Genomic DNA, 18,970 nt, shown 5'->3' on the forward strand with positions numbered 1-18,970 from the left:
GCCCCCGGCCCGCCGGAACACGAAGAGGGCCGTGCCTTCGAAGGCACGGCCCCTGTATCGCTGATCGGTCCGGTGGCTAGCGCACCTCGGTGATCTCCGGCCCGCGCTGCAGCTGTCCCATACCGCCGGAGAAGCGCGAGGACTCCTCCTGCTGGATGCCCTCGGGGACCATCTGGGCGTCGTTGGGCAGCTTGAGGACGATCGGATCGCGCGGGGCCATCGGGCCCTCGCCGCGGACCACGACCGTGTCCCGGAAGATCTGCTCCAGCAGCCCGGCGGCCTGCGGCTGCACCGCGCCCTGCCCGGAGATCACGCCGCGCAGGAACCAGCGCGGACCGTCCACACCGACGAACCGTACGACCTGGAAGCCGCCGGTGCCGTCCGGCAGCTGCACCGGAACCTGGGCGCGCAGCTCCCAGCCGAGCGGGCCCTCGACCTCGTCGACGATGCCACCCTGCTGGGTGATGCCGGTACCGATCTCCTCGCGGACCTCGCCCCAGATGCCCTCGCGCTTGGGCGCAGCGAACGCCTGGAGCTGGACGGCGCTGTCGCGCAGCACGACCGTCGCGGCGACGATGGCGTCACCGGCGACCTCGACGCGCAGCTCCATGCCGTCGACCCCCGGCACGAACAGACCGCCGAGGTCCACCCGGCCCTCGGCCGGGTCGTTCACCTCGGTGCTGTCCCAGGGCCCGTCGGGCCGCGGCCCCGGCTCCAGCCGGACGCGCTCGCGCCCGGTCTCTTCCACATCCTCGTCCGCCTCGGTGCCGACGCTGTCGACGACCTGCTCGGTCTCGCCGGCCGCGTCCTCGGCGGCACCCTTCTTGTTGCGACGTCCGAACACGTCACTGTCCTTCCCGGTCGGATACGACCGAAGCGTATCGATTCCCACCCGTCGGACCGCCCTCGGCGGCCTGACCGCTTGCGCCGCTCTCGCCGCCCACCGCGGCATGGCCACCGGTGGACCCGAAGCCCCCGCCGGCCCGCACCGAGCCGGGAAGTTCCGCGACCTCCTGGAAGCGGACCCTCTCGACCTGCTGGACGACCAGTTGGGCAATCCGGTCGAAGCGCTCGAACCGCACGCTCTCGCGCGGATCGAGATTCACCACGATCACCTTGATCTCCCCACGGTACCCGGCATCAACCGTCCCTGGGGCATTCACGAGGGCGACACCGCAGCGGGCGGCGAGACCGGAACGCGGATGCACAAAGGCCGCGTACCCCTCCGGCAGGGCGATCGACACCCCCGTGGGCAGGACGGCCCGTTCGCCGGGCTCCAGTAGGCACTCCTCGGTGGTGCGCAGATCGGCGCCGGCGTCCCCGGGGTGCTCGTACTCCGGAAGCGGTACGTCCGGATCGACGCGCCGGATCAGCACGTCCAGGGGAGCGCGGCCGGCGGGGTCTGCTGGAATCACGGGTTCACCTCGAAGGCACGGGCACGCCGGATCTGGTCCGGGTCGTTCATGGCCGCCTGGATCTCCGCCCGGCGGCCGTGGTCGATGAAGTGGTCCACCTTGACCTCGATGAAGAGGGCGTCGGCGCGGACGGCCACGGGGCCGTCGGGTCCGCCTGTGCGACCGGTGGCCCTGGAGTAGATCTTCCGCCCGGCGACGGCGGTGACCTCGGCCTCCAGGTACAGCGTGGTGCCGACGGGCACGGGCCGTACGAAGTCCGTCTCCAGCCGCCCGGTGACGGCGATGGTCCGCAGCATCCAGTTCAGCGAGCCGAGGGTCTCGTCCAGGGCCGTGGCGAGCACTCCGCCGTGCGCGAGGCCCGGGGCGCCCTGGTGGGCGGGCTGGACGGTGAACTCGGCGGTCAGCGAGACGCCCTCGCCGGCGCGGGCCTCCAGGTGCAGTCCGTGCGACTGTCCGGGACCACATCCGAAACAGTGTTCGTAGTGGGCACCGAGAAGTTCCCCGGGCGCCGGCGCGTCGGGGTGCCGGGCCGGTTTCACGGCGTCGGCGGGAGGCTGAAGTGCTGCGGAACTACCACTCACAGCCGCAGACCTTACCCGCCCGCCCGTCACCCACCACCGTCCTGCCTGCCGGTGGTCCGCACCGGCACCCCTCATCGCCGCCTGATCCGGATCCCGTGCCAAGCTTGGCTCCATGCAGCTCTCCGCCAGCCCCTACGAAGAACGCCTCACCACCCCCCGCTCGTGGTGGCTGATCAGCTTTCTCGTGGGCGTCGCGCTCGCCCTGATCCTGCTCCCGTTCGGCACCCTGCCGCTGCTCGGCGGCCTGGTCGGCGGTACGGCCGCCGCGGCGGTCGTGGCCAGCGCCTACGGCTCGCAGCGGATCCGGATCGTGGGCGACTCCCTGATCGCGGGCGAGGCGAAGATCCCGGTGTCGGCGCTGGGCGCGAGCGAGATCCTGGACGCCGAGGAGGCCCGCGCCTGGCGGACCTACAAGGCCGACACCCGGGCCTTCCTGCTGCTGCGCGCCTACATCCCGACGGCGCTGCGCGTGGAGGTCACGGACCCGCAGGACCCGACGCCGTACCTGTACCTGTCGACGCGGGAGCCGGAGCGGCTGGCGGCGGCGATCGAGGCGGCGCGCACGGCACACGCCTGACGCGCCCCGGGCGCCCGCGGCTTCGGCCTACGGTTCCTCGGGAAGCTCGCGCAGCGCCAGCGGATCCTCGGGCTCGTCCAGGGGCGGCAGCTCCGGCAGCGCGTCCCAGGGCACCTGGATCTTGCGCAGATCGGCCCGGATGCGGGCCGCGAGTCTTCTGGTGTCCCGGCGGTTCATGACCGCCCCGACCGCGGCTCCGACCATGAACGGCATCAGATTCGGCAGGTCGCGGACCATCCGCTTCATGATCTGCTGCCGCAGTTCGCGTTTCATCCGGCCGCCGAGGGCCGTGTCGTACGTCGACGGCTTCATCACGTCGACCCCGCGCTCCCCCGACCAGGAGGACAGATACGCGGCGGTGCGGGTCTTGAGGCCGCCCGGCGGGCGTACGCCGTAGACCTCGTGGAGTTCGGCGATCAGCTTCAGCTCGATCGCGGCCACACCGGTGATCTCCGCGGCCAGTTCGGTCGGCATGGCCGGCGGCACCGGCAGCATGGCCGCCGCACCGATCCCGGCTCCGACGGTGGAGGTGCCGGCCGCCGCGCCCGCCACCAGCCTGTCGGCCAGCTCCTCGGGCCCGAGGCCGGGGAACTGCCCGCGCAGGGTCGCGAGGTCGCGTACGGGGACGCGCGGGGCGATCTCGATGATCCGGTCCGCGAGGTACGCCAGCCCCGTGCGGGCCCGGCTGCCGCCCTTGCGGGCGCCTTCCACGACCAGATCCCGGGCCTTGTCGCGGATCGCCGCCGCCCGGCGCCGCGCGACGGGTGCGGGATGCCGCGCCGACGGACCCTCAGGACCGTCCGCCGGTCCGAGCGAGGCTCCCGTTCCGGGTGAGCCCCGCTCGTCGTCACGCGCGCCGTGCGGGCCGTCGAGCGGCCCTTGGTCCGCTTTCCCCAGGGGGAAGCGGCGCTTCCGGGGAGAGGTCGAGCCAGTCACGGCCGACCAGTCCTCAGTCGCAGTCGCGGCAGATCGGCTGACCGTTCTTCTCCCGGGCCAGCTGGCTGCGGTGGTGTACCAGGAAGCAGCTCATGCAGGTGAACTCGTCCTGCTGCTTCGGCAGTACTCGGACGGCCAGTTCCTCGTTCGAGAGGTCGGCCCCGGGAAGTTCCAGGCCCTCTGCGGCCTCGAACTCGTCGACGTCCACGGACGAGGTGGACTTGTCGTTCCGCCTGGCCTTCAGCTCTTCAAGGCTGTCCGAGTCGACGTCGTCATCGGTCTTGCGTGGAGTGTCGTAATCGGTTGCCATAGTCGCTCTCCCCCTCTGGGTGTCTGCGGTGTCTCCAGCGCACGTAACGCGTGAGAGGCCGGACTTGTGCCCGACCTGAGGCGGAGATTTTGCCTCACATCAAGGTCTGTTACTCAATCGACACCCAACCCGACCCCTCGAGAGTGATCGGCTTGGATGGCGGTGAGGACCGTACACGGTTCGAATGCCGCACCTCAAAGGCGCCTCACCGTGTACTTCCCGTGATCAAGAGCCCTGAAAACCAGGACTTTCCCGGCTTTCCACCTTCTGTCATGATCACCGTGCGTACATGGCCGGAAATCCGCCCATGTGATTGATCACACAAGAAGTAGCCCATCTGGCGGTCGAAAAATTCCGCGCGAAGCGAACAACGCTCGCGTGTGTCAATTTCTCACCGCACAGGCAGGGTGACACGCATCACCAAGCCACCGCCTTCCCGGGGCTCTGCCAGGATGTGACCGCCGTGCGCCCTGGCCACGGAGCGGACGATGGAAAGGCCGAGACCTACGCCCTTGTCACTGCCCGTGCGCTCGGTGCGCAACCGCCGGAACGGCTCGAAGAGATTGTCGATCTCGTACGCCGGCACCACCGGCCCGGTGTTCGACACCGTCAGCACCGCCTGCCCGTGCTGGACCTCCGTGGTCACCTCGACCCAGCCGCCCTCCGGCACGTTGTACCGCACGGCGTTCTGCACCAGGTTCAGCGCGATCCGCTCCAGCAGCACACCGTTGCCCTGCACCACCGCCTGCTTGCGCTCGCCGCGGACGGCCACGCCCTTGGCCTCCGCCTCGGCGTGCACCTGGTCGACGGCCTGGGTGGCGACCTCGGCCAGGTCGACCGGTTTGCGCTCGACGATCTGGTTGTCACTGCGGGCGAGCAGCAGCAACCCCTCGACCAGCTGTTCGCTGCGCTCATTGGTGGCGAGCAGGGTCTTGCCGAGCTGCTGGAGTTCCACCGGCGCGTTCGGATCCGACAGATGCACTTCGAGGAGCGTGCGGTTGATCGCGAGCGGGGTGCGCAGCTCGTGCGAGGCGTTGCCGACGAAGCGCTGCTGCGCCGTGAAGGCCCGCTGCAGGCGTTCCAGCATGTCGTCGAAGGTGTCCGCCAGCTCCTTCAGCTCGTCGTCCGGGCCGTCCAGCTCGATCCGGCGGGACAGGTCCGAGCCGGCCACCTGGCGCGCGGTGCGGGTGATCCGGCCGAGCGGGGACAGCACGCGGCCGGCCATCGCGTAGCCGAACGCGAAGGCGATCACGGCGAGGCCGAGCAGTGCCAGCAGGGAGCGGCTGAGCAGGTTGTCCAGGGCCGCCTGGCGCTGCTGGTCCACGCAGTGGGCGATCGCCTCGTTGAACTCCGAGAGCGGCAGCCTGGTGGTGATCGCCGGGCAGTTGTCGCTGGAGACCTTGATGTCCGTACCGCCGATGATCTTGAACAGCGGCTGGTTGCCGCTGCTGATCGCCTGCGCGGCGAGCAAGTAGATGATCGACAGCAGCAGGATGCCGGCGATCAGGAACATGCCGCCGTACAGCAGGGTCAGCCGTATGCGGATGGTGGGGCGCAGCCACGGGAAGGGGGGCTGCGGCCGCCGGGGGTCCCAGGTGGGCTTCGGGGGCGCCTGCGGCGGCGCGGGTGTCGCTGCCACGGGGGATCAGATCCGGTAGCCGGAGCCGGGCACGGTGACGATGACGGGGGGCTCGCCGAGCTTGCGGCGCAGCGTCATCACCGTCACCCGGACCACGTTGGTGAACGGGTCGGTGTTCTCGTCCCAGGCCTTCTCCAGCAGCTGCTCCGCCGAGACGACCGCTCCCTCGCTGCGCATCAGCACCTCCAGCACCGCGAACTCCTTGGGCGCCAGCTGCACCTCCTTGCCGTCGCGGAAGACCTCGCGGCGGTTGGGGTCGAGCTTGATGCCGGCGCGCTCCAGGACCGGCGGCAGGGGCATGCTGGTACGGCGTCCGAGGGCCCGCACGCGCGCGATCAGCTCGCTGAAGGCGAACGGCTTGGGCAGATAGTCGTCGGCGCCGATCTCCAGGCCCTCGACGCGATCGCTGACGTCGCCGGACGCGGTGAGCATCAGGACGCGCGTGGGCATGCCCAGCTCGACGATCCTGCGGCAGACGTCGTCGCCGTGCACGAGCGGGAGGTCGCGGTCGAGGACGACCACGTCGTAGTCGTTGACGCCGATGCGCTCCAGGGCGGCCGCACCGTCGTACACGACGTCGACGGCCATGGCCTCCCGGCGCAGTCCGGTGGCCACCGCATCGGCGAGCAGCTGCTCGTCCTCGACGACGAGTACGCGCACGTCGCTTGTCCTTCCTGTGTCCACCCGCGCGGCGCATGGTGGGCGCGCGCGAGCAGGGGTCTCCGTGGGGTGTGACCCCCATCCTGCCCTTTTCGGCCATAAGTCGGCTGTAAGGCGGGCTCCGGGCCGCAGGGACGGGGGTCCCGGGGCGGGAATACGAGATTTTCTCCTCCGGTTGAGGTTTCCGCGGAAGGGCGCGGGGGGAGGACGGCTTTACACCCCGCGATCACGCTCTGCATGTGCCGCAGCACCATGCGGTACCTCGCCATCCGCTTCGCAGAGCGGGCGCGGGTGTCCGGCACCGCCGCCGCCCAGCAGGGCAGCGCTGGGCACCTGCGAGAGACGTGATCGCCCCTTCCCTCCGGCACACCCCCGTGCCACCGACCCACGACCCAGGACGAGGGGGCGCAGCATGGACGCTTTCACCGCAGGACTTCTGCAGCGCATAAAGGCGACCGAGTCCGACCTGTCGCGGGCTCGTGACGAAGGCGACGACTTCCTCGCCGAGGTGGAGCAGGCAGAGCTCGACGACCTGCGACGCCTCGCCGCCGAACACGGTGTGGAGGTCGGCGCGTCACGCGTCTGATCGGCCCGTAAGCGCACGCGGTGGGACCCCCGGCGAATCCAGCGCCGGGGGTCCCGCCGTTGTACGGCCCGCTGTCGCCGGCCCGTCAGTCGTGCCAGGCCCCGAAGTCCTCCAGCAGCCGCTGGAGGGGCTCGAAGACGCCCGGCGTCCCCGCCACGGTCAGATCCCGCGACGGCCGCTGTCCGGGCCGTCCGCCGGTCAGCGCGCCCGCCTCCCGGGCGATCAGGTCCCCGGCCGCGACGTCCCAGGCGTGGAGCCCCCGCTCGTAGTACCCGTCGAGGCGGCCGCAGGCGACGTCGCACAGGTCGACCGCCGCCGAGCCGCTGCGCCGGATGTCGCGCAGCAGCGGGATCAGCCGCCCGGCGATCTCGGCCTGGTGGGCGCGGACCTCGGCGACGTAGTTGAAACCGGTGGAGACCAGCGCCTGGTCCAGCTCGGGCGCGGGACGGCAGGACAGCGCCCGCTCGCCCTCCCACGCGCCCGTGGCCCAGGCCCCGCCGCCGCGCACCGCGTGGTACGTCTCGCCGCGCATCGGCGCCGCGACGACCCCGGCGACGGTCTCGCCGTCCTGCTCGGCCGCGATGGACACCGCCCAGGTCGGCAGGCCGTACAGGTAGTTGACGGTGCCGTCCAGCGGGTCGATCACCCAGCGGATGCCGCTGGTGCCCTCGGCGGAGGCGCCCTCCTCGCCGAGGAAGCCGTCGTCGGGGCGCCGCCCGGAGATCAGATCGGTGATCAGCTTCTCGGCCGCGATGTCCATCTCGGTGACGACATCGATGGGGCTCGACTTGGTCCTCGCCACGGCCAGATCGGCGGGGCGGCCGTCGCGCAGCAGCTCGCCGGCGCGGCGGGCGGCCTCCCGGGCGAGGGCGAGCAGGTCCGTGTGCAGGGCGTCGGTCACGGGGCTCCTCACGCGTAGGGGCTGTCGGCGCCCGCGGCGGCCGGGCGGGGGGCGCGGGCCGGGCAGCAGCCGACCGGGCAGAGCTGGTGGCCGGGGCCGAGCGCGCCCAGGGCGCAGGGGGTGGCCTCCCGGCCGCTCTCCAGGGCGGCCCGCTCCAGGATCAGCTCACGGACGGCCGCGGCGAACCGGGGGTCGGCGCCCACGGTGGCCGAGCGGCGCACCGGCAGGCCCAGCTCCTCGGCCTTCGCCTTCGCCTCGGTGTCGAGGTCGTAGAGGACCTCCATGTGATCGGAGACGAAGCCGATGGGGGCCATGACCACGGCCGGGATGCCGGCCGCGTGCCGCTCCTCCAGGTGGTCGCAGATGTCGGGCTCCAGCCACGGGATGTGCGGGGCGCCGGAGCGGGACTGGTAGACGAGCCGCCAGGGGTGGTCGACGCCGGTGCGCTCGCGGACGGCGTCGGCGATCAGCTGGGCGACGTCCAGATGCTGTTCGACGTACGCGCCGCCCTCGCCGTGGACCTCGACGGGACCGGAGGTGTCGGCGGCGGAGGTCGGGATGGAGTGGGTGGTGAAGGCGATGTGGGCGCCGGCGCGGACGTCCTCGGGGAGGTCCGCGAGGGAGCGCAGCACGCCGTCGATCATGGGCTCGACGAAGCCGGGGTGGTTGAAGTAGTGCCGCAGCTTGTCGATCTTCGGCAGCTCCAGGCCCTCGGCCTCCAGGGCGGCCAGCGCGTCGGCGAGGTTCTCGCGGTACTGGCGGCAGCCCGAGTAGGAGGCGTAGGCGCTGGTGGCCAGGACCAGGATGCGGCGGCGGCCGTCGGCGACCATCTCGCGCAGGGTGTCCGTGAGATACGGCGCCCAGTTGCGGTTGCCCCAGTAGACCGGCAGGTCGAGGCCGTGCTCGGCGAAGTCCTTGCGCAGGGCGTCCAGCAGGGCGCGGTTCTGGTCGTTGATGGGGCTGACCCCGCCGAACAGGAAGTAGTGCTGCCCGACTTCCTTGAGGCGTTCCTTGGGGATGCCGCGCCCGCGCGTGACGTTCTCCAGGAACGGAACCACGTCGTCCGGGCCTTCGGGGCCGCCGAAGGAGAGCAGGAGCAGGGCGTCGTACGGGGTGGCATCGAGCGCGTCTGGCATGACTCGATCCTGCCACCCGGCACCGACAGCCGGGAAACAGCCGGATGAAGAGTCCGGTTACAACTGTTTTAGTGCTGTTTCTCCGGGCGGTTCGACCTGGTTCATTCGGCCGCGATGCGGGGTTTTGTTAGGCATGCCTAACTTGTAAGCTGTACCTGCCGATCCGGCACCTTACTGATCCGTCCGGAGACCACGTGCCCAGCCCCTATACCGCCCTGTTCGCCGAGCCCGGCACCAAGGGCTTCTCCGCCGCGGGATTCCTCGGCCGGATGCCGCTGTCGATGATGGGCATCGGCGTGGTCACGATGGTCTCCCAGCTCACCGGCCGGTACGGCCTCGCGGGTGCCCTCTCCGCCGCCATCGCGCTGTCCGCCGCCGCGATCGGGCCGCAGATCTCCCGGCTGGTGGACCGGCACGGCCAGAGCCGGGTGCTGCGCCCGGCGACCCTGGTGGCCCTGGCCGCGGCGGCCGGGCTGCTGCTCGCCGCCCACTTCCGGTGGCCGGACTGGGTGCTGTTCGTCTGCGCGGCCGGGATCGGCTCGGTACCGAGCCTGGGCGCGATGATCCGCGCCCGCTGGGCCGCCCTGTACCGGGGCACGCCCAAGCTGCACACCGCCTACTCCTTCGAGTCGGTCGTCGACGAGGTCTGCTTCATCTTCGGGCCGATCATCTCCATCGGGCTGTCCACGGCCTGGTTCCCGGAGGCGGGCCCGCTCCTGGCCGCCTGCTTCCTGGCGGCCGGCGTCTTCTGGCTGACCGCCCAGCACGCCACCGAGCCGGCACCGCACCCGCGCGCGCGGCAGGGCGGCGGCAGCGCCCTGCGCTCGGCGGGACTCCAGGTGCTGGTGGCGACCTTCGTGGCGACCGGCGCGATCTTCGGCGCCGTGGACGTGGTCACCGTCGCCTTCGCCGACGAGCGCGGCCACAAGGGCGCGGCGAGCCTGGTCCTCGCGCTGTACGCGGCCGGTTCCTGTGCGGCGGGCGTGGTCTTCGGGCTGCTGCGCTTCAGCGGTGCGCCGGAACGCCGCTGGCTGCTGGGCGTGGCGGCCATGGCCGTGAGTATGATCCCCCTCCTACTGGTCGGAAACCTGCCGCTTCTGGCCGTGGCGCTGTTCGTTGCGGGGCTGGCCATCGCACCGACGATGATCACGACGATGTCCCTCATAGAAGAGCACGTACCTCGCGCGCAGCTCACCGAGGGCATGACCTGGGTGAGCACCGGCCTCGCGGTCGGCGTCGCGCTCGGCTCCTCCGCGGCCGGCTGGGTGATCGACGCCGCCGGGGCACGGGCCGGGTACGGGGTCCCGGTGGTGTCCGGGGCCGTCGCGGTCGCGGTCGGTTTCCTCGGGTACCGCCGGCTGCGCAGGCCGGCCGCGGGGCGGGGAGGCACCGTTGAGCAGCACAGCGAGCGGGAAGAACGGCACCTGGCGTAACTGGGGCGGCAACGTCTGCGCCCGGCCCGCCCGGCAGGTCGCACCGGCCTCGGTGGAGGAGCTGGCCGCCGCGATACGCCGGGCCCGGGAGGACGGCCTGAAGGTGAAGCCGGTCGGGACCGGGCACTCCTTCACGTCGATCGCCGCCACGGACGGCGTCCTGATACGTCCTCACCTCCTGACCGGCATACGCAGCGTCGACCGGGAATCCATGACGGTCACGGTGGAGGCGGGCACCCCGCTCAAGCGGCTCAACGCCGCTCTCGCGCGCGAGGGCCTCTCGCTCGCCAACATGGGCGACATCATGGAGCAGACGGTCTCCGGAGCCGTCAGCACCGGCACCCACGGCACGGGCCGGGAGTCCGGCTCCATCGCCGCCCAGATCCGGGGGCTCGAACTCGTCACGGCCGACGGCTCGGTGCTCACGTGCTCCGCGAAGGAGAACCCGGAGGTCTTCGCGGCCGCCCGCATCGGCCTCGGCGCCCTGGGCGTCGTCACCGCGATCACGTTCGCCGTGGAACCGCTCTTCCTGCTCACCGCCCGCGAGGAACCGATGCCCCTCGACCGGGTCCTCGCCGAGTTCGATCAGCTGTGGGCCGAGAACGAACACTTCGAGTTCTACTGGTTCCCGCACACCGGCAGCACCAACACCAAGCGGAACAACCGCAGCGCCGGCCCCGAGCGGCCGGTGGGACGGCTGGCCGGCTGGTTCGAGGACGAGTTCCTCTCCAACGGGGTCTTCCAGGCGATCCAGTGGGCCGGCCGCACCGCCCCCGCCTCGGTCCCCGCCATCGCCCGGATCTCCAGCAAGGCCCTGTCCGCGCGGACCTACACGGACATCCCGTACAAGGTCTTCACCTCGCCCCGCCGCGTGCGGTTCGTGGAGATGGAGTACGCCGTCCCGCGCGCGGCCCTCGTGGAGACGCTGCGCGAACTGCGGACCATGGTCGACCGCTCGGGCCTGCGGGTCAGCTTCCCGGTGGAGGTGCGCACCGCCCCGGCCGACGACATCACCCTGTCCACCGCCTCCGGCCGGGACAGCGCCTACATCGCCGTACACATGTTCCGGGGCACGCCCTACCAGGGGTACTTCACGGCGGCCGAGCGCATCCTCACCGCGCACGAGGGGCGTCCGCACTGGGGCAAGGTGCACACGCGGGACGCGGAGTACTTCGCCTCGGCCTACCCGCGCTTCGGCGAGTTCACGGCGCTGCGGGACCGCCTTGACCCGGATCGGCTGTTCCAGAACGACTACTTGCGGAGGGTTCTCGGGGCGTAGCCGTCCCGGCCGGGCCGCTCGGCGCGGGGGCCGGGGACGCGCTCGAACCGCCGTCGGGCCCGGTGCCCGCCGAGCCGCCCGGCTCGGGCGTCGCGCCGTGCCCCGTACCGCCGTCGCCGCTCGGGGTGCCGCCGCCGGGCGTGGCCGAGGGCGCCGGCGAGGGGTCGCGGTCGCCGGGGGACGAGGAGCCGGGCGGGGCGTCGGGCGCCGTGGAGCCGGGCGGCGCGGAGTCCGAGGGCGAGGGGTCCTCCGGCGGGGAGGAGGACGAGCGGTGTCCGGTGACGGCGTCGCTCACGGTCGTGCCCCGGCCCCCGCTGAAGCTGTTGCCCGAGACCAGCTCGTACGTGGTGATGCCGGCCATGGTGACCCCGAAGACCAGGGCGGCGGCGACCACCGGGCGGCGCCAGCTCTTCACGCGCGCGCGGTAGACCGTGCCCTCGGTGAACTCGCCCGGCCCCGGCGCCCCTTGCCCTCCGGGCCGGGCCGCCTCCCCGGTCTTCTCCCTGAGCTGCTCCCCCGTCCGCTTGAAGAAGTGCTGGAACAGCGAGCCTCCGCAGGTGGCGACGATGCTGACCACACCGGCGCCGAGGATCGTGCCGTACACCCCGAAGTACGAGGCCAGTTTGGCCGCCACGACCGCCGCGAGGGCACTGCCCGCGACCTGGGGGACGTTCAGATCGATCCGCCTGGGACCCGCGTCGGGCGTCTCACGCATACCCGGAACTTGCCTGCCTTTCCCGTACTTGATCGACATTGCTCGACCTACTGCACGAGAAAGGGACGTACGAACGAAACCATTAGTTCCGTTTCTGGTGATTGCGTGAAGTTCACCACGTTCATGATCGGGAAAACCGGTTGCGGACGGCCAAGTCGGAGTCCTTGCGAGAAGTTGGGCGGCGTGCCAATCCACGCACGTGGTCCAAATGGAGTACTGTTGCGAGCCCTGGGTCCGGCCTCCCACCAGGGTGTCCGGGGCCTTGCAGGACCGCCGGGAGGGGGCTAGTTGCACAGGGTGACTGCTTTGGTCACTTAGCGTGGCGAACAGGTAACCGTGCCATAACGGCGGTCCCGGGCCCGTGCCCGACACGCCGGGCAACTCGGCAAGGTTGTGGCAGGCTGCACCCGGGCAGGCCACACTCGACTAGCGGAAGCAGCGACGCACGTGACGTCGGCAGGCACCACCCGGGAGGTCCCCATGCCCGAACTGCGTGTCGTGGCCGTCTCGAATGACGGCACACGGCTGGTGCTCAAGGCTGCCGATTCTACGGAGTACACGCTTCCGATCGACGAACGGCTGCGTGCCGCCGTACGCGGCGACCGGCCCCGCCTCGGCCAGATCGAGATCGAGGTCGAGAGCCATCTGCGCCCGCGAGACATCCAGGCGCGGATACGTGCCGGTGCCACCGCGGAAGAGGTCGCGCAGCTCGCGGGCATCCCCGTCGACCGGGTCCGGCGTTTCGAGGGTCCCGTGCTCGCGGAGCGTGCCTTCATGGCCGAGCGGGCCCGCAAGACCCCGGTCCGCCGTCCGGGCGAGAACTCCGGCCCGCTGCTCGGCGAGGCCGTGCAGGAGCGGCTGCTGCTGCGCGGCGCCGACAAGGACACCGTGCAGTGGGACTCCTGGCGCCGCGACGACGGCACCTGGGAGGTGCTCCTCGTCTATCTGGTCGCGGGCGAACCGCACTCGGCGAGCTGGACGTACGACCCGCCGCGCCGACTGGTCCAGGCCGTCGACGACGAGGCGCGCTCGCTCATCGGCGAGTCCGACGACCTCGCCGTGCCGGAGCCCAGCTTCCCGTTCGTCCCGCGGATCGCCCGGCTGCCGCGCGAGCGTTCGATGGACCGCGCCCTCGAGCGGCTCGACCGGGAGCGGCCCGGCCTGCCGGCGCAGCCGTCCGAGCCCGACGAGGAGAGCACGAGCGAGCGCGACTCGCTGACCAGCCTGCTGGAGGCGGTGCCGAGTTTCCGGGGCGACCTGGTGGTCCCGGAGCGCCCGGCGGATCCCGCCGAGCCCGTCGACGACGAGCCCGCCGCCGAGGAACCGCCCGCGCCCGCCGCGTCGGCCGGCTCCGCCTACGCGGACGTCCTCATGCCGCGCTCGGTCGGCAGCCACCGCGACCGGCTCGTCGGCGCGACGGACCGTCAGGCCGAGGCCGACGGCGTCCGCCCGGGCCGCCGTGCCGCCGTGCCGAGCTGGGACGAGATCGTGTTCGGTACGCGGCGCAAGAAGCAGGAGTAGGTCTCCGTACCGAGAGTCCCCCCTCGGGAATCTCGGTACGAGCGGTCTCCGTACTGACGGGAGGAGGGGTCACGCGCGCGTGACCCCTCCTCCCGCTGTCCCGCTACTGCGGATCCGCTCCCACCGCCACCGGCCGGGACGGATCCGCGGACCACTCGGACCAGGAACCGGCGTACAGGGCCGCCGGAATGCCCGCCACCGCCAGCGCCAGGACCTCGTGGGCGCCGGAGACACCCGAACCGCAGTAGACGCCCACCTCGGTGTCCGGGGACACGCCCAGGGCCTTGAAGCGGTCCCTCAGCTCCGCCGGGGGCAGGAACAGGCCGTCGGGGCCCACGTTCTCCGTCGTCGGCGCCGACACCGCGCCCGGGATGTGGCCGCCGACCCGGTCGACCGGCTCCACCTCGCCGCGGTACCGCTCCCCCGCGCGCGCGTCCAGCAGCACGCCCGTGCGGGCCAGCGCGGCGGCCCCGTCCGCGTCCAGCAGCCCCTCGGCCACGGGCTCCGGCACGAAGTCGCCCTCGGCCGGGGCCCGCACCTCCTTGGACAGGGCGCCCCGCCAGGACGGCAACCCGCCGTCGAGCACCCGCACGTCCGGGTGACCCGTCCGGCGCAGCAGCCACCACGCGCGTGCCGCCGCCCAGCCCTGTCCGCCGTCGTAGACCACGACCGGACGGCCCGCCGACACGCCCGCGCGGCGCATCGCGGCACCGAACTCGGCGAGGTCGGGCAGCGGGTGCCGGCCGGCCGCGCCGGGCGCGGAGGCCAGTTCCCGGTCCAGGTCGACGAAGGCCGCGCCGGGGATGTGCCCGGCGGCGTACTCGGCCGCGCCGTCGAAGGGCGGCGCACCCGCGGCCTTCGCCAGGCTCAGCTGCCAGCGCACGTCCAGCAGCACCGGCGGGTTGCCGCCGGTCAGCTCTTCTGCGAGTTCGGTTGCGGTGATGATGGCTGTCATGGAGTCCATCCATACGCCAGGGGTGGCCGCGGCGTCCAGGTCCGGCTACTCTGCTCGGCCGGACAGGCTCGATCACGGGGCGTACGGGATCGAGCACGTGGTGTACAGCCGGTGGACATCCGCCGGCCATCGTCAGGAAGCGGCGAAAGACGGCAGATCGGGCATCCTCCCGGAGGCAGAGCCGAGCGGCGCGGTACGGCCCCGCGGCACCGCGGAGGATGCGGGCACCGGCAGGGGCGTCGCGCCGGCGGCGCGGACACCCCTGCCGGGGAGCGGAAGCGACACGGCCACCGCGAGGGGCCGAGGAGAGAGTGATCGATGACCGATGCACGGGATTCGGCCGGTCCGCACGCGCGGCGCGTGCCCGGCACGCCCTGCTGGGTGAGCCTGATGGTGCACGGGCTGGATGCCACCGAGGAGTTCTACGGTGAGCTGTTCGGCTGGGAGTTCCGGCCGGGGCCGCAGCAGCTCGGCCCGTATGTGCGGGCGCTGCTGGACGGGCGGGAGGTGGCGGGCATGGGCCAGCTGTCGCCGGACCACCGGCTGCCGGTCGCCTGGACGCCGTACCTCGCCTCGGACGATGTGGACCAGACCGCCGACACGGTGCGGCTGTGCGGGGGCACGGTCGCCGTGGGCCCGCTCGACGCCGCCGAGGCCGGGCGGATGGCGATCGCCGCCGACCCCGCGGGGGCGGTCTTCGGGATCTGGCAGGGCGGCGCGCATCTGGGCACGGCGGTCACCGGAGTGCCGGGCGCACCGGTCTGGAACGAACTGCTCACCTTCGAGACGGAGAGCGTCGCCAAGTTCTACAAGAGCGTGTTCGGCTACGAGGAGGAGCCGGTGGTCTCCGCCGACTTCGACTATGTGACCCTGAGCCTGGCCGGCCGTCCCGTGGCCGGGCTGCACGGCATGGGCCACGGGCTGCCCAGGGACCGCGGACCGCACTGGCAGACGTACTTCGAGGTCGGCGACATCGGTCTGACACTGCGGCAGGTCACCGACCTGGGCGGCCGGATCCTGCGGCCGGCCCATGACAGCCCCCACGGGCGGGTGGCGAGGGTGGCGGACCCGGACGGCGCCGAGTTCTCGGTGGTCCAGGACCCGCGCTGAGCCCTCAGGAGTCCGAGACGGGCAGCACGTCCGGGGACAGGGCCGCCGCGCGGGCCGACGCGGCGGTCATCCGGCGCCGGTGGTGGCGCCGGCACAGCACCTCGTAGCCGACCTCGCCCGCGGACTGGTTGACGTCGCCGACGACCACCTGCGCGCCCTCGACCACCATCTCGCCGCCTATCGTGCGGGCGTTGTGCGTGGCGCGGGCGCCGCACCAGCACAGCGCCTCCACCTGGAGCACCTCGATCCGGTCGGCCAGTTCCACCAGCCGCTGCGAGCCGGGGAACAGCTTGGAGCGGAAGTCGGTGGTGATACCGAAGGCGAACACGTCGAGGCCGAGGTCGTCCACCACACGGGCGAGCTGGTCGATCTGGTCGGGCGCGAGGAACTGCGCCTCGTCCGCGATCACGTAGTCGGCCCGGGCGCCCCGCGAGAGATGGTCCACCAGGTAGGCGTACAGGTCCTGGCCGTCCTCGACCTCGACCGCGTCGGTGACCAGGCCGAGCCGGGAGGACAGCTTGCCCTCGCCCGCACGGTCGTCCCGGGTGAAGATCATGCCGGCCAGGCCGCGTGCGGAGCGGTTGTGCTCGATCTGCAGAGCCAGCGTCGACTTCCCGCAGTCCATCGTTCCGGAGAAGAACACCAGCTCGGGCATGAGGAGTTGAGCACCTTTCGATGAATCGCAGGGAGACGTGCGGAGGGGGGCGCGCGGGGACCGGGGGCGCCTCAGGAGCGTACTTCGAGGAGGGGCACGAACTGTTCCGCGGGGGTCATCGAGCCGTGGTTGCCGACCAGCGCGGACTCCTTCGGCTCCCGCTCGGAGGCGATCAGCAGGACGTCGTCGTGCGCGGCGGCGACGACGTCCCCGATCCGCGCGTACACCCGCTCGTCCACCTGCGGTCCGAACCAGCCGGCCGCGATCGCCTCGTCCCGCGAGGCCACCCAGAACTGCTCGCCGAGCACCTCGCGCCAGCAGGTCAGGACGTCGTTCCCGGCGCCGGGCACCGCGTACACGTGCCGGGCCCGGCCCTCGCCGCCCAGCAGGGCGACCCCGGCGCTCAGCTCCCAGTCCTCGTCGAAGTCGATGCGGTGCTGCTCGTCGAACGGCACGTCGACCATGCCGTGGTCGGCGGTGACGTACAGGGCGCTGCGCGGCGGCAGCTGCTCCGCGAGCCGCTGGGCGAGCCGGTCGACGTACATGAGCTGGCCGCGCCAGGTGTCGGAGGCGACGCCGTAGCGATGCCCGGAGCCGTCCAGCTCGGCGTAGTACGTGTACACCAGCGCGCGGTCGGCGGCGGCCAGTTGCGCGGCGGCGAGGTCCATGCGCTCCTCGCCGCTGAGCCGGCCGCGGAAGGTGCCGCCGCTGAGCGCGACCTTGGTGAGCGGGGTGTGCTCGAAGGCGGGCGAGGACACCTGGGCGGCGTGCACCCCGGCCTCGTGGGCCAGCTGGAAGACGGTGGGGTACGGCTGCCAGGGCTGCGGCGGGGTCCACGGCTGCCAGCGGAGCTGGTTCATCAGCTCGCCGGTGGCCGGGTTGCGCACGGCGTACCCGGGCAGGCCGTGGGCGCCGGGCGGCAGACCGGTGCCGACGGAGGCGAGGGAGGTCGCGGTGGTCGCCGGGTACCCGGCGGTCAGCGGGCGGCCGGTGCCGCCGCGCGAGCTGCCGAGCAGGGAGGTCAGGAACGGGGCCTCGTCCGGATGGGCCCTCAGCTGCTCCCAGCCGAGGCCGTCGACCAGGAAGACGCAGACCCGGTCGGCGGGGGCCAGTTCCCCGATCGCGGCGGTCATGCCGGGCACGCCCATGCCCGCGGCCAGGGTGGGCAGCAGATCGGCGAGGGAGCCGCTGCCGTACTCGGGCAGCGGGGCGGTGTCGAGGGCGAGTGGCTCCGGGTGGTCCCAGGCGGAGAGCTGGGACATCAGCGCGTGAGGTCCGCGGTCGCCTCGGAGATGGCCTGCGCGAAGGCGAGCGCCTGGCGCACCGTCTCCGGGCCGTCCCCGGCCTCGCTGACGCGCAGGCTGAGGTCGTCCGCCGTGGAGCTGCCGGTGTAGCCGTGGTCGGCGTCGCAGTTCGGGTCGCCGCAGGCGGCGGGCTCCAGGTCGATGCGGTTGACCGCGCCCCAGCCGATGGTCAGCACCACCTCGCGGGGCAGGGTGCCCGGGGTGTACTGCTCCGGGTTCGCGACCACGCGGCTGACCACGACCGACGAGATCCGGCCGATCTTCACGGACTCGGTGGAGGTGGTGGCGTACGGCGTCGGGGACGTGCTGTCGGCCGCCTGCTCGTCGGTGTGGCTGACGATGAAGCGGTGGTCGGTGAGGACCAGCACGGTGACGTGCCGGCGCACCTCGTTCTGGTCGAACGTCGTCTCCTGGTGGACCAGGTACGACCGCATGGGCTCGCCGCCCACAGCGGCCTCCACCGCCTCGGCCACGAGGGCCGGGTAGTAGCCGCTGCGCTCGATCGCCGCGCGCAGCCCCTGGGTCGTCGTACTGGTCTTGGCCATGGCGTCCATCCTAATCCGTGGGCAAGGGGGGTCCGGGCCAGTCGCCGGGACCCGAGACGGCTCGTGCACGTGCGCGAGGGTGCGGCCGGACACCCGCCCGCAGGCCGTCCCCGGCGGGGCGGCGGGAGCGGGCGGGCGGCGGAGGGCGGTCGGTGGGCGGCAGTGCCGCCCGCAGGAGGGCGGTGGAGGGCGGCAGTGCCGCCCGCTGGAGGGCGGCGGAGGGCCGCGGAGGGCGGCCCGCGGCGGGGTTCGGCTCGGGGGCCGGGAGGCGTGCGTGGGCCCGCGGTGGGGTTCGGCTCGGGGCCCGGGAGGCGTGCGCGGGGCCGCGGTGGGGTTCGGCTCGGGAGCCGGGACGCATGCGCGGGACCGCGGAGGGGTTCGACTCGGGGCCCGGGAGGCGTGCGCGGGACCGCGGTGAGGTTCGGCTCGGGGCCCGGGAGGCGTGCGCGGGACCGCGGTGAGGTTCGGCTCGGAGGCCGGGACGCATGCGCGGGACCGCGGAGGGGTTCGACTCGGAGGCCGGGACGCATGCGCGGGACCGCGGAGGGGTTCGGCTCGGAGGCCGGGAGGCGTGCGCGGGGCCGCGGAGGGGTTCGGCTCGGAGGCCGGGAGGCGTGCGCGGGGCCGCGGAGGGATACGGCTCGGAGGCCGGGACGCATGCGCGGGACCGCGGAGGGATACGGCTCGGGAGCCGGGAGGCGTGCGCGGGGCG

20 protein-coding genes are annotated in these 18,970 nt (G+C 72.6%); 6 read left to right on the forward strand and 14 right to left on the reverse strand.

All coding sequences use genetic code 11. The features are described from left to right. Positions 1 to 76 precede the first annotated feature (76 nt). The 3 genes from ACF073_RS32230 to ACF073_RS32240 are packed head-to-tail and all read right to left on the reverse strand — an operon-like array spanning position 77 to position 1,996. Entirely contained in the window at positions 77 to 844 is a 768-nt protein-coding gene (locus ACF073_RS32230; protein ID WP_392074970.1) for a DUF3710 domain-containing protein, read from the reverse strand. Position 845: 1 nt separating this feature from the next. Next, entirely contained in the window at positions 846 to 1,415 is a 570-nt protein-coding gene (gene dut / locus ACF073_RS32235; RefSeq protein ID WP_392074971.1) for a dUTP diphosphatase, read from the reverse strand. After that, positions 1,412 to 1,996, reverse strand: coding sequence for a PaaI family thioesterase (locus tag ACF073_RS32240; RefSeq protein WP_392074972.1), 585 nt, complete (start codon positions 1,994 to 1,996; stop codon positions 1,412 to 1,414). The genes dut and ACF073_RS32240 overlap by 4 nt, the downstream gene beginning before the upstream one ends. 112 nt (positions 1,997 to 2,108) lie before the next feature. Here ACF073_RS32240 and ACF073_RS32245 point away from each other — a divergent pair, with 112 nt between their 5' ends. Further along, positions 2,109 to 2,573 (forward strand): DUF3093 domain-containing protein, encoded by a 465-nt coding sequence (locus ACF073_RS32245; protein WP_392074973.1) that lies wholly within the window; start codon positions 2,109 to 2,111, stop codon positions 2,571 to 2,573. Between the two features lie 27 nt (positions 2,574 to 2,600). Here ACF073_RS32245 and ACF073_RS32250 read toward each other — a convergent pair whose 3' ends face one another. From ACF073_RS32250 to ACF073_RS32265, 4 genes are all read right to left on the reverse strand, one after another. Then, positions 2,601 to 3,509, reverse strand: a complete 909-nt coding sequence (locus ACF073_RS32250; protein ID WP_392074974.1) for a hypothetical protein — start codon at positions 3,507 to 3,509, stop codon at positions 2,601 to 2,603. A 13-nt stretch (positions 3,510 to 3,522) separates the two neighbouring features. Then, the gene (locus ACF073_RS32255; RefSeq protein WP_003997302.1) at positions 3,523 to 3,819 is read right to left on the reverse strand and encodes a DUF4193 domain-containing protein; all 297 of its coding nucleotides are present in this window, start codon (positions 3,817 to 3,819) and stop codon (positions 3,523 to 3,525) included. A 391-nt stretch (positions 3,820 to 4,210) separates the two neighbouring features. After that, positions 4,211 to 5,458, reverse strand: coding sequence for a sensor histidine kinase (locus ACF073_RS32260; RefSeq protein WP_392074975.1), 1,248 nt, complete (start codon positions 5,456 to 5,458; stop codon positions 4,211 to 4,213). Between the two features lie 6 nt (positions 5,459 to 5,464). Continuing rightward, positions 5,465 to 6,118 (reverse strand): response regulator transcription factor, encoded by a 654-nt coding sequence (locus tag ACF073_RS32265; RefSeq protein WP_085566949.1) that lies wholly within the window; start codon positions 6,116 to 6,118, stop codon positions 5,465 to 5,467. Positions 6,119 to 6,530: 412 nt separating this feature from the next. Between ACF073_RS32265 and ACF073_RS32270 the strand changes: the two genes are divergently transcribed. Continuing rightward, the gene (locus ACF073_RS32270; protein WP_173456694.1) at positions 6,531 to 6,704 is read left to right on the forward strand and encodes a hypothetical protein; all 174 of its coding nucleotides are present in this window, start codon (positions 6,531 to 6,533) and stop codon (positions 6,702 to 6,704) included. 85 nt (positions 6,705 to 6,789) lie between these two features. Here ACF073_RS32270 and ACF073_RS32275 read toward each other — a convergent pair whose 3' ends face one another. Both ACF073_RS32275 and ACF073_RS32280 read right to left on the reverse strand, forming a co-directional pair. Next, positions 6,790 to 7,605 (reverse strand): inositol monophosphatase family protein, encoded by an 816-nt coding sequence (locus tag ACF073_RS32275; protein WP_392074976.1) that lies wholly within the window; start codon positions 7,603 to 7,605, stop codon positions 6,790 to 6,792. Between the two features lie 8 nt (positions 7,606 to 7,613). Further along, the gene (locus tag ACF073_RS32280) at positions 7,614 to 8,741 is read right to left on the reverse strand and encodes a ferrochelatase (RefSeq protein WP_392074977.1); all 1,128 of its coding nucleotides are present in this window, start codon (positions 8,739 to 8,741) and stop codon (positions 7,614 to 7,616) included. A gap of 194 nt (positions 8,742 to 8,935) precedes the next feature. Here ACF073_RS32280 and ACF073_RS32285 point away from each other — a divergent pair, with 194 nt between their 5' ends. Next, positions 8,936 to 10,174 (forward strand): MFS transporter, encoded by a 1,239-nt coding sequence (locus tag ACF073_RS32285; RefSeq protein ID WP_392074978.1) that lies wholly within the window; start codon positions 8,936 to 8,938, stop codon positions 10,172 to 10,174. Then, a complete protein-coding gene (locus ACF073_RS32290) occupies positions 10,134 to 11,453 on the forward strand; it encodes a D-arabinono-1,4-lactone oxidase (RefSeq protein WP_392074979.1) in 1,320 nt (439 codons plus the stop codon). The genes ACF073_RS32285 and ACF073_RS32290 overlap by 41 nt, the downstream gene beginning before the upstream one ends. On the opposite strand, the gene ACF073_RS32295 is transcribed toward ACF073_RS32290, so the two are convergent. Then, positions 11,377 to 12,168, reverse strand: coding sequence for a hypothetical protein (locus ACF073_RS32295; protein ID WP_392074980.1), 792 nt, complete (start codon positions 12,166 to 12,168; stop codon positions 11,377 to 11,379). The two genes, ACF073_RS32290 and ACF073_RS32295, sit on opposite strands and share 77 nt — an antisense overlap. 480 nt (positions 12,169 to 12,648) lie before the next feature. Here ACF073_RS32295 and sepH point away from each other — a divergent pair, with 480 nt between their 5' ends. Next, entirely contained in the window at positions 12,649 to 13,689 is a 1,041-nt protein-coding gene (sepH, locus tag ACF073_RS32300; protein WP_392074981.1) for a septation protein SepH, read from the forward strand. Between the two features lie 103 nt (positions 13,690 to 13,792). Here sepH and ACF073_RS32305 read toward each other — a convergent pair whose 3' ends face one another. Then, positions 13,793 to 14,644, reverse strand: coding sequence for a sulfurtransferase (locus ACF073_RS32305; RefSeq protein WP_392074982.1), 852 nt, complete (start codon positions 14,642 to 14,644; stop codon positions 13,793 to 13,795). Positions 14,645 to 14,962: 318 nt separating this feature from the next. Here ACF073_RS32305 and ACF073_RS32310 point away from each other — a divergent pair, with 318 nt between their 5' ends. Then, complete coding sequence (locus tag ACF073_RS32310) at positions 14,963 to 15,754, forward strand: VOC family protein (protein WP_392074983.1); 792 nt, start codon at positions 14,963 to 14,965, stop codon at positions 15,752 to 15,754. A gap of 4 nt (positions 15,755 to 15,758) precedes the next feature. Here the strand turns inward: ACF073_RS32310 and ACF073_RS32315 are convergent, their stop codons facing one another. The 3 genes from ACF073_RS32315 to ACF073_RS32325 all read right to left on the reverse strand — a co-directional run bounded on the left by ACF073_RS32315 (position 15,759) and on the right by ACF073_RS32325 (position 18,267). Next, positions 15,759 to 16,409 (reverse strand): thymidine kinase, encoded by a 651-nt coding sequence (locus tag ACF073_RS32315; RefSeq protein WP_392074984.1) that lies wholly within the window; start codon positions 16,407 to 16,409, stop codon positions 15,759 to 15,761. A gap of 71 nt (positions 16,410 to 16,480) precedes the next feature. Then, positions 16,481 to 17,671, reverse strand: a complete 1,191-nt coding sequence (locus tag ACF073_RS32320) for an alkaline phosphatase family protein (protein WP_392074985.1) — start codon at positions 17,669 to 17,671, stop codon at positions 16,481 to 16,483. Next, positions 17,671 to 18,267, reverse strand: a complete 597-nt coding sequence (locus tag ACF073_RS32325; protein ID WP_392074986.1) for a DUF5998 family protein — start codon at positions 18,265 to 18,267, stop codon at positions 17,671 to 17,673. Before ACF073_RS32325 ends, ACF073_RS32320 begins: the two co-directional genes overlap by 1 nt. Positions 18,268 to 18,970: the final 703 nt, after the last annotated feature.

The organism is Streptomyces sp. NPDC015171 (genome assembly GCF_043079545.1).
In the GTDB taxonomy this organism is placed as follows: Bacteria; Actinomycetota; Actinomycetes; order Streptomycetales; family Streptomycetaceae; genus Streptomyces.

Bases quoted from the DNA above. Each gene is read 5' to 3' on its own strand.
- ACF073_RS32270 (WP_173456694.1), top strand. From the start codon at position 6,531: ATGGACGCTTTCACCGCAGGACTTCTGCAGCGCATAAAGGCGACCGAG.
- ACF073_RS32315 (WP_392074984.1), bottom strand. From the start codon at position 16,409: ATGCCCGAGCTGGTGTTCTTCTCCGGAACGATGGACTGCGGGAAGTCG.
- sepH (WP_392074981.1), top strand. From the start codon at position 12,649: ATGCCCGAACTGCGTGTCGTGGCCGTCTCGAATGACGGCACACGGCTG.
- ACF073_RS32245 (WP_392074973.1), top strand. From the start codon at position 2,109: ATGCAGCTCTCCGCCAGCCCCTACGAAGAACGCCTCACCACCCCCCGC.
- ACF073_RS32295 (WP_392074980.1), bottom strand. From the start codon at position 12,168: ATGCGTGAGACGCCCGACGCGGGTCCCAGGCGGATCGATCTGAACGTC.
- ACF073_RS32280 (WP_392074977.1), bottom strand. From the start codon at position 8,741: ATGCCAGACGCGCTCGATGCCACCCCGTACGACGCCCTGCTCCTGCTC.
- ACF073_RS32305 (WP_392074982.1), bottom strand. From the start codon at position 14,644: ATGACAGCCATCATCACCGCAACCGAACTCGCAGAAGAGCTGACCGGC.
- ACF073_RS32320 (WP_392074985.1), bottom strand. From the start codon at position 17,671: ATGTCCCAGCTCTCCGCCTGGGACCACCCGGAGCCACTCGCCCTCGAC.
- ACF073_RS32255 (WP_003997302.1), bottom strand. From the start codon at position 3,819: ATGGCAACCGATTACGACACTCCACGCAAGACCGATGACGACGTCGAC.
- ACF073_RS32310 (WP_392074983.1), top strand. From the start codon at position 14,963: ATGACCGATGCACGGGATTCGGCCGGTCCGCACGCGCGGCGCGTGCCC.
- ACF073_RS32325 (WP_392074986.1), bottom strand. From the start codon at position 18,267: ATGGACGCCATGGCCAAGACCAGTACGACGACCCAGGGGCTGCGCGCG.